Source organism: Kitasatospora sp. NPDC058184 (assembly GCF_042883725.1).
Lineage (GTDB): Bacteria > Actinomycetota > Actinomycetes > Streptomycetales > Streptomycetaceae > Kitasatospora.
This window is the reverse complement of the sequence record NZ_JBHVVE010000006.1, coordinates 30,777-42,876: the sequence shown is the minus strand read 5'-3', so window position 1 is coordinate 42,876 and position 12,100 is coordinate 30,777. Positions and strand designations below refer to the sequence as shown.

9 protein-coding genes are annotated in these 12,100 nt (G+C 72.1%); 2 read left to right on the top strand and 7 right to left on the bottom strand.

What is annotated here, in order from left to right; all coding sequences use genetic code 11:
• Positions 1 to 132: 132 nt before the first annotated feature.
• From ACFVXH_RS13310 to ACFVXH_RS13285, 6 genes are all read right to left on the bottom strand, one after another.
• A complete protein-coding gene (locus tag ACFVXH_RS13310; RefSeq protein ID WP_234348384.1) occupies positions 133 to 1,575 on the bottom strand; it encodes a replication-associated recombination protein A in 1,443 nt (480 codons plus the stop codon).
• Between the two features lie 56 nt (positions 1,576 to 1,631).
• Positions 1,632 to 2,450, bottom strand: coding sequence for a polyphosphate kinase 2 (gene ppk2, locus ACFVXH_RS13305; protein ID WP_049651815.1), 819 nt, complete (start codon positions 2,448 to 2,450; stop codon positions 1,632 to 1,634).
• Between the two features lie 138 nt (positions 2,451 to 2,588).
• Positions 2,589 to 3,089, bottom strand: coding sequence for a GNAT family N-acetyltransferase (locus ACFVXH_RS13300; RefSeq protein WP_259316510.1), 501 nt, complete (start codon positions 3,087 to 3,089; stop codon positions 2,589 to 2,591).
• A 101-nt stretch (positions 3,090 to 3,190) separates the two neighbouring features.
• Complete coding sequence (aspS, locus tag ACFVXH_RS13295) at positions 3,191 to 4,981, bottom strand: aspartate--tRNA ligase (RefSeq protein WP_049651817.1); 1,791 nt, start codon at positions 4,979 to 4,981, stop codon at positions 3,191 to 3,193.
• Positions 4,978 to 6,240: a histidine--tRNA ligase gene (gene hisS / locus ACFVXH_RS13290; protein ID WP_049651818.1), complete on the bottom strand. Its 1,263-nt coding sequence runs from the start codon at positions 6,238 to 6,240 to the stop codon at positions 4,978 to 4,980. Before hisS ends, aspS begins: the two co-directional genes overlap by 4 nt.
• A gap of 11 nt (positions 6,241 to 6,251) precedes the next feature.
• Positions 6,252 to 6,959 (bottom strand): MBL fold metallo-hydrolase, encoded by a 708-nt coding sequence (locus ACFVXH_RS13285; protein WP_049651819.1) that lies wholly within the window; start codon positions 6,957 to 6,959, stop codon positions 6,252 to 6,254.
• Positions 6,960 to 7,208: 249 nt separating this feature from the next.
• Here ACFVXH_RS13285 and ACFVXH_RS13280 point away from each other — a divergent pair, with 249 nt between their 5' ends.
• Both ACFVXH_RS13280 and ACFVXH_RS13275 read left to right on the top strand, forming a co-directional pair.
• Entirely contained in the window at positions 7,209 to 8,051 is an 843-nt protein-coding gene (locus ACFVXH_RS13280) for a peptidylprolyl isomerase (protein ID WP_049651820.1), read from the top strand.
• 265 nt (positions 8,052 to 8,316) lie between these two features.
• Complete coding sequence (locus ACFVXH_RS13275; protein ID WP_049651821.1) at positions 8,317 to 9,546, top strand: DUF349 domain-containing protein; 1,230 nt, start codon at positions 8,317 to 8,319, stop codon at positions 9,544 to 9,546.
• Positions 9,547 to 9,637: 91 nt separating this feature from the next.
• On the opposite strand, the gene ACFVXH_RS13270 is transcribed toward ACFVXH_RS13275, so the two are convergent.
• Positions 9,638 to 12,067, bottom strand: coding sequence for a bifunctional (p)ppGpp synthetase/guanosine-3',5'-bis(diphosphate) 3'-pyrophosphohydrolase (locus tag ACFVXH_RS13270; protein WP_181970527.1), 2,430 nt, complete (start codon positions 12,065 to 12,067; stop codon positions 9,638 to 9,640).
• Between the last annotated feature and the right edge of the window lie 33 nt (positions 12,068 to 12,100).

Sequence of the window (12,100 nt, the reverse complement as noted above, 5' to 3'; positions counted from 1 at the left end):
ACGGTGCGCGACGCTCCTGGTGCGGGCCCCTCGAGGGGGCCTACGGCCGGTGTCCCGCTGGTGCGGCCGGTCGGTGGGGTCTCCCCCGCCGCCGTCCCGGGACATGGCACTCCGATCGAGTATACCGGTGGATCACTCGCCCTTTTCCCCGGGCTGCTCCTCGGCCCCCGCCGCCGCCTTCCGCGGCTTCTGCTCGGGCTTCTGCTCGGCCTTCTTCTCCACCCTGCGCTCCCCGCGCAGCCGCCCGCGCGTCCACTCCACGACCTCCGCGTACCGGGCCTCGCCGCCGCGCCTGGTCGGCTGGTAGTACTCCCGGCCGTGCACCGCGTCCGGCGCGTACTGCTGGGCGGCGATGCCCTCCGGCAGGTCGTGCGGGTAGCGGTAGCCCTTGCCGTGGCCGAGCTTGCCCGCGCCGCCGTAGTGCGCGTCCCGCAGGTGGGATGGGACGGCGCCCGCCAGGCCCTGCCGGACGTCCGCCAGCGCCGCGTCGATCGCCAGGTAGGCGGCGTTGGACTTGGGCGCCAGGGCCAGCGCGATGGCCGCCTGGGAGAGGATGATCCGGGCCTCCGGGAAGCCGATCAGGGCCACCGCCTGGGCCGCCGCCACCGCCGTCTGCAGGGCCGTCGGGTCGGCCAGGCCGACGTCCTCGCTGGCCGAGATCATCAGCCGGCGGGCGATGAACCGCGGGTCCTCCCCCGCCTCGATCATCCGGGCCAGGTAGTGCAGGGTGGCGTCCACGTCGCTGCCGCGGATCGACTTGATCAGCGCGCTCGCCACGTCGTAGTGCTGGTCGCCGTCCTTGTCGTAGCGCACCGCCGCCTGGTTGACCGCCGTCTCGGTGGTGGCCAGCGTGATGCTCGGCTCGCCCTTCTCCAGCGCCGCCCCGGCCGCCGCCTCCAGCGTGGTGAGCGCCCGCCGGGCGTCCCCGCCGGCCAGGCGCACCAGGTGGTCCTCGGCCTCCGCGGTCAGCTCCAGCGCGCCCTCCAGCCCGCGCTCGTCGGCCACCGCGCGGCGCAGCAGCGCCCGGATGTCCTCGTCGGTCAGCGACTCCAGGGTGAGCAGCAGCGAGCGGGACAGCAGCGGGGAGATCACCGAGAAGTACGGGTTCTCCGTCGTCGCCGCGATCAGGGTGACCCAGCGGTTCTCCACGGCGGGCAGCAGCGAGTCCTGCTGGGCCTTGGAGAAGCGGTGGATCTCGTCCAGGAAGAGCACCGTCTCCCGGCCGGACATCCCGACCGCCCGCCGGGCGCCGTCGATCACCGCCCGGACCTCCTTGACCCCGGCGGTGATCGCGGACAGCTCCACGAAGCGGCCCTCGACCGCCTGGCTGATCACGTGCGCCAGGGTGGTCTTGCCGGTGCCGGGAGGGCCCCAGAGGATCACCGAGCTGGTCGCCGCCGGGCCGCGCGAACTCCCGACCAGGCGGCGCAGCGGCGAGCCGGGCTTCAGCAGCTGCCGCTGCCCGGCCACCTCGTCCAGGGTGCGCGGACGCATCCGTACGGCCAGGGGCGCCCGGCCGGGCTCCCTGGTCTGGCGTTCCTCGGCGGCGGCGGTGAAGAGGTCCGGTTCGTCCACACCGGAAGCCTATGCGAGGGCTCGGACAGCCCGCCAAGAGCTGCGCGCGGCCCGTCCTACTCCAGCCCGGCGGCGTGGTCCGGGACGTACTTCTGGAGGTCCCGCGGCGGCCGCTCGTAGCCGCGCGAGGCGGGGCGGGGCGGCAGCTGCACCCGCGGCTCCCTGATCTCGTGGTACGGCACGGTGGACAGCAGGTGGGCGATCATGTTGATCCGGGCCCGGCGCTTGTCGTCGCTCTCCACCACGTGCCAGGGCGAGTCCGGGGTGTCGGTGTGGATGAACATCTCGTCCTTGGCCCGCGAGTAGTCCTCCCAGCGGGTGATCGACTCGACGTCCATCGGGGAGAGCTTCCAGCGCTTCATCGGGTCCTCCAGCCGGTCCCGGAAGCGCCGCTGCTGCTCGGTGTCGCTCACCGAGAACCAGTACTTGCGCAGCAGGACGCCCGACTCGGTGAGCATCCGCTCGAAGGTCGGGCACTGGTGCAGGAACTGCCAGTACTCCTCGTCGGTGCAGAAGCCCATCACCCGCTCGACGCCCGCGCGGTTGTACCAGCTGCGGTCGAACAGGACGATCTCCCCGGCGGCCGGCAGGTGCTCGACGTACCGCTGGAAGTACCACTGGGTCTTCTGCCGCTCGGTCGGTGTGGGCAGCGCCGCGACCCGGGCGATGCGGGGGTTGAGGTACTCCGTCACCCGCTTGATCGCCCCGCCCTTGCCCGCGGCGTCGCGCCCCTCGAAGACCACCACCAGCCGGGCGCCCTCGACGCGCACCCACTCCTGGAGCTTCACCAGCTCCTCCTGGAGGCGCAGCAGCTCCCGCTCGTACGGCTTCCTGGCCAGTCGCTCCGGTTTCCCGGTCCGCTGCTGCTCGGCCACCCTCGGTTCCTCCGTCCGGCTGAATGCTGATCAGCACTCACCGTAGGCGCCCACGGCCGGTTCCGCAGGTCGGCGGGGGGCGTGGCAACCGGGGCCGGTCTCGTGGACCGGCCCTGGGGAGAGGTGCCGGGAGAGAGGTCAGACGGCGACGAAGGGCTCGGGGTAGCGGCAGAGCCCGCGCGGGGTGCCGTCGTACGACGGCAGCGGCAGCACCTGGAAGTACGCCTCCGGCACCTCGAACGGGCCGGTGACCTCGTGCCGCCCGGCCGGCGCGAAGCCGAACCGCGCGTAGTACTCCGGGTCACCGAGGACGACCACGAGCTTCTCGCCCGCGTCCTCGGCCGCCGCCAGCGCGGCCCGGACGACCAGCTCGCCGACGCCCCGGCGCTGCCACTCGGGCGCCACCGCGACCGGCCCGAGCGCCAGCGCCTTGCCGTCGCCGACGAGCAGCCGGGTGAGCAGCGCGTGGCCGATCACCAGCCCGGCCCCGTCGACCGCCACCACGGACAGCCCGGGCAGCCAGGCGGGATCGCGGCGCAGCGCGTCCACCAGGTCCGCCTCGTCCGGGCCGGGGAACGCGGCCATGTGGACGCGTCTGGTCGCCGGGGCGTCCTCCGGACATTCGATTCTTGTGGTCACCTGCAAGAGTCAACCCTCCCTGTGTCACACACCGTTGTGGACCGGCCCCGGACGGCGGGTGAGCCGTCCGGGGCCGTTGCAGGTTAGCGGATGACGCGGTGTCAGGACTGGGGCTGGGCCTCGCCCTTTGCGTCCTCGCGGACCTTCGGCTTGGCGTCCACGCCGGCCTCGCGGCGCTGCGCCGGGGTGATCGGGGTCGGGGCGCCGGTCAGCGGGTCGCCGCCGGTGGACGTCTTCGGGAAGGCGATGACGTCCCGGATGGTGTCGTACCCGCCCAGCAGGGTGACGATGCGGTCCAGGCCGAAGGCGACACCGCCGTGCGGCGGCGGGCCGTAGTTGAAGGCGTCCAGCAGGAATCCGAACTGCGAGGCCGCCTCCTCCTCGGAGAGGCCGATCGCGTCGAACGCCCGCTTCTGCACGTCGCGCTGGTGGATACGGATCGAACCGCCGCCCAGCTCCGAGCCGTTGAGGACCAGGTCGTAGGCGTTGGAGAGCGCCGAGCCCGGGTCGGTGTCGAAGGTGGCCAGCGACTCCGCGGTCGGGGCGGTGAACGGGTGGTGCACCGCGTGCCAGCCCTGGAACTGGCCCTTGTCGTCCTCGATCGGCTCGAACATCGGGAAGTCGACGACCCAGAGGAAGGCCCACTGGGACTCGTCGATCAGCTCGCAGCGGCGGCCGATCTCCAGACGGGCGGCGCCGAGCAGCTCCTGGGAGGCGCGCTCCTTGCCGGCCGCGAAGAAGACCGCGTCGCCGTTCTTGGCGCCCGCGGCGGCGGCGAGGCCGGCCAGGTGCTCCGCGGAGAGGTTCTTGGCGACCGGGCCGCGCAGCTCGCCGGTCTCGGCGTCGATGAGCACGTAGGCCAGGCCCTTGGCGCCGCGCGCCTTGGCCCAGTCCTGCCAGGCGTCCAGCTGCTTGCGCGGCTGCGAGGCGCCGCCGGGCATGACCACGGCGCCGACGTACGGGGCCTGGAAGACGCGGAACTCGGTGCCCTTGAAGTACTCGGTCAGGTCGGTGAGTTCCTGGCCGAAGCGGACGTCCGGCTTGTCCGAGCCGTAGCGGCCCATGGCGTCCGCGTAGGTCATCCGGGGCAGCGGGTTCGGGATCTCGTACCCGTGCACCTCGCGCCAGATGGAGCCGACGATCTTCTCGCCGAGGGCCAGGACGTCCTCCTGGTCGACGAACGAGGCCTCGATGTCCAGCTGGGTGAACTCCGGCTGCCGGTCGGCGCGGAAGTCCTCGTCGCGGAAGCAGCGGGCGATCTGGTAGTAGCGCTCCATGCCGGCCACCATCAGCAGCTGCTTGAACAGCTGGGGCGACTGCGGCAGGGCGTACCAGTGGCCGGGCTGGAGGCGGACCGGGACGAGGAAGTCGCGGGCGCCCTCGGGGGTGGAGCGGGTGAGGTACGGCGTCTCGATGTCGAGGTAGTCGTTCTCCTCCATCACCCGGCGGATGATGTTGTTGACCTTGGAGCGCAGGCGCAGGCCCTTGGCCGGGCCCTCGCGGCGCAGGTCCAGGTAGCGGTAGCGCAGCCGGACCTCCTCGTTGACCGTGCCCGGCTCGTACTCGGCGACCGGGAAGGGCAGCGGGGCGGCCTCGGAGAGCACCTCGATCGCGCTGACGACGACCTCGACGGCGCCGGTCGGGATGTCGGGGTTCTCGTTGCCCTCGGGGCGGACCCGGACGTCGCCGACGACCTTGACGCAGTACTCGGCGCGCAGGCCGTGTACCGAGTCGAGGTCGCGGACCACGATCTGCACGGTGCCGGAGGCGTCGCGCAGGTCGATGAAGGCGACGCCGCCGTGGTCGCGGCGGCGGGCGACCCAGCCGGCCAGGGTGACGGTGGTGCCTGCGTGCTCCGGGCGGAGCGTGCCCGCGTCGTGCGTGCGGATCACAGCTGCTTCTCCTTCAGGGTGGTGACGAGTGCGTCGAGGGCGACGGGGGTCTGTTCGCCGGTGCTCATGTCCTTGAGCTGGACGACGCCCTCGGCGAGGTCCCGGTCCCCGGCGATCAGGGCGAAGCGGGCGCCGGACCGGTCGGCGGACTTCATGGCGTTCTTGATGCTCTTGACGCCGAAGGCGAGGTCGGTGGCCACGCCGGCCCGGCGCAGCTCGACCACCTTGGCGAACAGGGTGTTCTTGGCCTCCTCGCCGAGCGCGACGGCGTAGACGGAGGTGGCCGCCGGCAGGTCGAGGGCGACGCCCTCGGCCTCCAGCGCGAGGTAGGTGCGGTCCACGCCGAGCGCCCAGCCGACGGACGGCAGCGCCGGGCCGCCGATCATCTCGGACAGGCCGTCGTAGCGGCCGCCGCCGCCGATCGCGGACTGGGCGCCGAGGCCGTTGTGCACGAACTCGAAGGTGGTGCGGGTGTAGTAGTCCAGGCCGCGCACCAGCTTGGGGTCGTCCACGAAGGCCACGCCCGCCGCGGTGAGCAGCTCGCGGACCTTCTCGTCGTACGCCTTGCAGGCCTCGCACAGGTAGTCGCGCAGCATCGGGGCGCCGACCAGCTGGGCCTGCACCGACTCGCGCTTGTCGTCGAGGACGCGCAGCGGGTTGATCTCGGCGCGGCGGCGGGTCTCCTCGTCCAGGTCCAGGCCGGAGAGGAAGTCGATCAGCGCGGCACGGTAGACCGGGCGGCACTGCTTGTCGCCGAGGCTGTTGAGCAGCAGCGAGTAGTCGCTCAGCCCCAGCGAGCGGAAGGCGTCGTCGGCCAGGATGATCAGCTCGGCGTCCAGCGCCGGGTCCTCGGCCCCGATCGCCTCGGCGCCGACCTGGGAGAACTGGCGGTAGCGGCCCTTCTGGGCGCGCTCGTAGCGGTAGTACGAGCCCGAGTACCAGAGCTTGACCGGCAGGTTGCCCTGCTTGTGGAGGTTGGCCTGGAGCGCGGCGCGCAGCACCGAGGCGGTGCCCTCGGGGCGCAGCGCGAGCTCGTCGCCGCCCTTGGTGGTGAGGGTGTACATCTCCTTGGAGACGATGTCGGTGGACTCGCCGACACCGCGGGAGAACAGCTTCACGTCCTCGAAGACCGGGGTCTCGACGTAGCCGTAACCGGCCCGGCGGGCGGGCGCGGCGATGCGCTCGCGGATCGCCAGGAAGGTCGCGGAGCTGGGGGGCAGCAGGTCGTAGGTGCCCTTGGGGGCGGTGAAGGTGCTCAACTTCTCTTCCGTCACATTCCTCGTCGCGGGAAAGCCGGGGCGCCTGCCGCCCCTGCTGCCTGTCGGAGGTAGGGGTTGGTGGCGCGCTCGCGGCCGATGGTGGTCTGACCGCCGTGGCCGGAGAGGACCACGGTGGAGTCGTCGAGGGGCAGGCACACCCGGGCCAGCGAGTTCATGATCGCCTCGCTGTCCCCGCCCGGGAGGTCGGTACGCCCGATGGAGCCGGCGAACAGCAGGTCGCCCGAGAACAGCACCGGGGGGAGGTCCTCGGCACCGGGCGTCCGGAAGGTCACCGACCCCCCGGTATGGCCCGGGGCGTGGTCCACGGTGAGCTTCAGGCCGGCCAGCTCCAGCACGCCGCCGTCGGTGAGCTCGCGCACGTCGTCGGGCTCGCCGACGGTGAGCTCGCCCATCAGCTGGGTGCCCAGGGAGCGGCCGAGCGCCTTCTCCGGGTCGGACATCATGTACCGGTCCTCGGGGTGGATCCAGGCCGGGACGCCGCGGGCGCCGCAGACCGGGACCACCGAGGCCACGTGGTCGATGTGGCCGTGGGTGAGCAGCACGGCGACGGGCTTCAGCCGGTGCTCGCGGACCATCTCCTCGACGCCGCGGGCCGCCTGGTGGCCGGGATCGACGATGACGCACTCCTCGCCGGCCGCCGGAGCGACCAGGTAGCAGTTGGTGCCCCAGGCTCCAGCGGGGAATCCGGCGATGAACACGCGCGTCCTTCGGGTGTGTGGCGGTCGGCTGCGGCGGCTGCCAGTGGTGATGCCACCAGTGGTGATTCAGGTGCAGCCTACCGGCGCCGCGGGTCCGGTTGCGAACCAGATACGGGCGGCGGGGCGCCGCGGCCCGGCAGGTTCACCGGGTTCTTACAGGCCCGGTCCCTACACTTGGCCGCCGAGGGATGCGATGATCCGCTCCGGAATCCATCCACTTTTCCCGCACATCCGTAGGAGACACGGCCGGTGGTCAGCAGCGAACAGCGGCGGCGGCAGCTCGCCCGAGAGAAGTACGAGCGCCAGTTGGAGCGCCGGGTCGAGGCCCAGGCCGCGCGCAGGCGGCGCAACACGATCCTGGGCGCCTCGCTCGCCGTCGTGGTCCTGGCCGGCGGTGGCACCCTGATCGCCACCGGCGCGTTCAGCTCGGACGACAAGGGCGACAAGAAGGCCTCGAACAGCGCCCAGGCCGCGCCGACCGGTACCGAGGAGCCGTCCGCCCCGACCCGCAAGCCGGTCGAGGGCTGCGCCGCCCCGGCTCCGGGCGCGCCCAACGGCAAGCAGTGGCAGGCCGAGCCGGCCATGACGATCGACGCGGGCGGCTCGTACGCCATGACGCTGGACAGCAACTGCGGCAAGGTGACGATCGCGCTGGACGCGGCCAAGGCCCCGCACACCGTGAACTCCTTCGCCTTCCTGGCCGGTGAGCAGTACTTCGACCACACCAAGTGCCACCGCCTCACCACCGACGGCATCTTCGTGCTGCAGTGCGGCGACCCGACCGCCAGCGCGACCGTCCCGGGCGGCTCCGGCGGCCCCGGCTACAAGTTCGCGGACGAGAACCTGACCGGCGCGACCTACCCGGCCGGCACCGTGGCGATGGCCAACTCCGGTCCGGGCACCAACGGCAGCCAGTTCTTCCTGGTCTACAAGGACACCAAGCTGCCCCCGAACTACACCCCCTTCGGCAAGGTCACCGGCGGCCTGGACGTGGTGCAGAAGATCGCCGCCGCGGGCACCCTGGAGGGCTCGTCGGACGGCCACCCGATGGCCGACGTCACCTTCAACTCCGTTACGGTGGCGAAGGGTTGACCGACTCCGGGGTCGTCGGCGGGTGGCCTGCGCGCCGCCCCCGCACGGCCCCGGACCGAAATCGCCCGGCCCGGATGCGGACAGCACCGGGCCTGGTCGCCTATGTTGGCGTTGTATAGGGTGCCCGGACCCGCCTAGCCGTCACCCTCGGCAGCAAGGCACGGCGGACGGGGACGGCGGACTCTTTCGGTCCGTCGCACATCAACTGTGGACGACGGACGCGCGCCGCCCCGGCGCGGGCGCGACGTCATGTGGAGGACGCGCTATGAGCAGCGACCCGTGGGGCCGTGTGGACGAGCAGGGCACGGTCTACGTCAGGACGGCCGACGGCGAACGAGTCGTCGGTTCCTGGCAGGCCGGCTCGCCCGAGGAGGCCCTCGCCTACTTCGAGCGCAAGTACCAGGGCATCGAGGTGGAGATCGGCCTGCTGGAGAAGCGGGTGCGGACCACCGACCTGGCCGCCAAGGACGCCCTGGCCGCGCTGGAGCACCTGCGCGCCCAGGTGGTCGAGGGGCACGCGGTCGGCGACCTGGAGGGTCTGGCCAAGCGGCTGGACACGCTCACCGGCGAGATCGAGAGCCGGCGCGAGGAGCGCAAGGCCGCCCGCGCCAAGGCCCAGGACGAGGCCCGTGCGGCCAAGGAGGCCCTGGTCACCGAGGCCGAGCAGCTCGCCGAGTCCACCCAGTGGCGGGAGGCCGGGGACCGGCTGCGCGCCCTGGTGGACACCTGGAAGGGCCTGCCGCGGCTGGACCGCAAGAGCGACGACGAGCTGTGGCACCGCTTCTCGCACGCCCGCTCGGTCTTCTCCAAGCACCGCAAGGCGCACTTCGCCACCCTGGACGCCGAGCGCGAGAAGGCCCGGCAGACCAAGGAGGCGCTGGTGTCCGAGGCCGAGGCGCTGTCCTCGTCCACGGACTGGGGCAGCACCGCGGCCGCCTACCGCGACCTGATGGCGCGCTGGAAGGCCGCCGGCCGGGCCCAGCGGGACATCGAGGACGAGCTGTGGGCGCGGTTCCGCGGCGCCCAGGACGTCTTCTTCCAGGCCCGCTCCGCGGTGTTCAGCGAGCGGGACGCCGAGCAGGTGGAGAACCAGAAGCTCAAGGAGGCGCTGGCCGCCGAGGCCGAGACGATCCTGCCGATCACCGACCTCAAGGCCGCCAAGGCCGCGCTGCGCGAGGTCAACGAGCGGTGGGAGGCGATCGGGCACGTGCCGCGCGAGGTCCGTCCGAAGCTGGACGGCCGGCTGAACGCGGTCGAGCGGGCGATCCGCGAGGCCGAGGAGGCCGAGTGGTCGCGCTCCAACCCGGAGGCCAAGGCCCGCGCGGCCGGCATGGTGGGCCTGTTCCAGGCGAAGGCCGACAAGATCCAGGCCGACCTGGACAAGGCCCGCGCGGCCGGCAACGCCTCCAGGATCGCCAAGCTGGAGTCCGAGCTGGACGGCGTGCGGACCCTGCTGGACCAGGCGCACAAGAGCCAGGAGGAGTTCAGCGGCTGATCGCCCCGGCACGCTGGACGGCGAAGGCCCCCGGGACCGTTCCCGGGGGCCTTCCGCGTTCCCCCCGCCGTGCTGCCGGCGGGGGCCGCCGCTACTTGCGGGCGGAGGTGACGCGGTAGACGTCGTACACGCCCTCGACGCCGCGCACCGCCTTGAGCACGTGGCCCAGGTGCTTCGGGTCGCCCATCTCGAAGGTGAAGCGGCTCATCGCCACCCGGTCCCGGGAGGTCTGCACCGCCGCCGACAGGATGTTGACGTGCTGGTCGGAGAGCACCCGGGTGACGTCCGAGAGCAGCCGGGAGCGGTCCAGCGCCTCGACCTGGATGGCCACCAGGAAGACCGAGGACTGGGTGGCCGCCCACTCGACGTCGATCATGCGCTCCGGCTGCTGGTTCAGCGCCTCCACGTTGACGCAGTCGGCGCGGTGCACCGAGACGCCGTTGCCGCGGGTCACGAAGCCGACGATCGGGTCGCCCGGCACCGGGGTGCAGCAGCGGGAGAGCTTGACCCAGACGTCCTCGACGCCCTTGACGATCACGCCCGGGTCGCCCTTGGCCCGGCGGCGCACCGCGCGCCGGTTGTCGTGGGTCGGGGTGGCGGTCTCCGCCAGGTCCTCGGTCGCGCCCTCCTCGCCGCCGAGCGCCTGGACCAGCTTCTGCACGATGTTCGGCGCGGCGACGTGGCCCTCGCCGATCGCGGCGTAGAGCGAGGAGATGTCGGGGTAGCGCATCTCGTGGGCCAGGGTGACCAGCGAGTCGCCGGTCAGGATCCGCTGGATCGGCAGGCCCTGCTTGCGCATCGCCCGGACGATCGCCTCCTTGCCGTGCTCGATCGCCTCCTCGCGGCGCTCCTTGGAGAACCAGGCGCGGATCTTGTTGCGGGCGCGCGGCGACTTGACGAAGCCCAGCCAGTCCCGGGACGGGCCGGCGTTCTCCGCCTTGGAGGTGAACACCTCGACGGTGTCGCCGTTCTCCAGGGTCGACTCCAGCGGCACCAGCCGCCCGTTGACCCGGGCGCCTATCGTCCGGTAGCCGACCTCGGTGTGCACCGCGAAGGCGAAGTCGACCGGGGTCGCCCCGGCCGGCAGGGCTATCACGTCGCCCTTGGGGGTGAAGACGAAGACCTCGTTGCTGGCCAGGTCGAAGCGGAGCGACTCCAGGAACTCGCCCGGGTCGGCGGTCTCCTTCTGCCAGTCCAGCAGCTGCCGCAGCCAGGCCATCTCGTTGACGGCGCCGGCCTTGTCGTCCTTGCGGACCTGGGTCGGGGTGTCGGTGCGGACCTTGGAGGCCCCGGCCACCGCGCGCTGCTTGTACTTCCAGTGCGCGGCGATGCCGTACTCGGCCCGCCGGTGCATGTCGAAGGTGCGGATCTGCAGCTCGACCGGCTTGCCCCCAGGGCCGATCACCGTGGTGTGCAGCGACTGGTACATGTTGAACTTGGGCATCGCGATGTAGTCCTTGAACCGCCCCGGCACCGGGTTCCACCGCGCGTGGATGGTGCCCAGCGCCGCGTAGCAGTCGCGGACGGTGTCGACCAGGACCCGGATGCCCACCAGGTCGTAGATCTCGGCGAAGTCCCGGCCCCGGACGATCATCTTCTGGTAGACCGAGTAGTAGTGCTTCGGCCGGCCGGTGACGGAGGCGGTGATCCGGGCGCCCCGCAGGTCCCCCTGGACCTGGTCGATGACGGTCGCCAGGTACTCGTCCCGCTTGGGGGCGCGCTCGGCGACCAGCCGGACGATCTCGTCGTACATCTTGGGGTAGAGGATCGCGAAGGCGAGGTCCTCCAGCTCCCACTTGATGGTGTTCATGCCCAGCCGGTGCGCCAGCGGGGCGTAGATCTCCAGCGTCTCGCGGGCCTTCTTCTCCTGCTTCTCCCGCTTGAGGTAGCGCATCGTGCGCATGTTGTGCAGGCGGTCGGCCAGCTTGATCACCAGGACCCGCGGGTCCTTGGCCATCGCCACGACCATCTTGCGGACGGTCTCGGCCTGCGCGGCCTCGCCGAACTTGACCCGGTCCAGCTTGGTGACGCCGTCCACCAGCAGGGCCACCGAGTCGCCGAAGTCCTTGCGCAGGGTCTCCAGGCCGTAGTCGGTGTCCTCGACGGTGTCGTGCAGCAGCCCGGCCATCAGCGTCGGGGCGTCCATGCCGAGCTCGGCCAGGATCGTCGCGACGGCCAGCGGGTGGGTGATGTACGGGTCGCCGCTCTTGCGCTTCTGCCCGCGGTGCCACTTCTCGGCCACCGCGTACGCCTTCTCGATGTCGCGCAGCAGAGCCGGGTCGGCCTTGGGGTCGTTGGCCCGGATCGAGCGGAACAGCGGTTCCAGGACGGGGTTGAGCACGCTGGAGCGCTGGCCGCCCAGGCGGGCCAGCCGGGCCCGCATGCCGCCGGTGGAACCGCGGCCGGAGGGGCCGAGCGAACGCGAGGAGGTCGGCGCCGGGCGTGCCGGGGTGGCCCCCGAGGGCGTGGGACGGTTTTCGGGGGTGGCCGCTTCGGCCGTGGGCACAACCTCGTCGGGCAAGGACTACTCCTCGGGGCACCGGGGCCGACCCCT

Bases quoted from the DNA above. Each gene is read 5' to 3' on its own strand.
- ACFVXH_RS13275 (WP_049651821.1), top strand. From the start codon at position 8,317: ATGAGCAGCGACCCGTGGGGCCGTGTGGACGAGCAGGGCACGGTCTAC.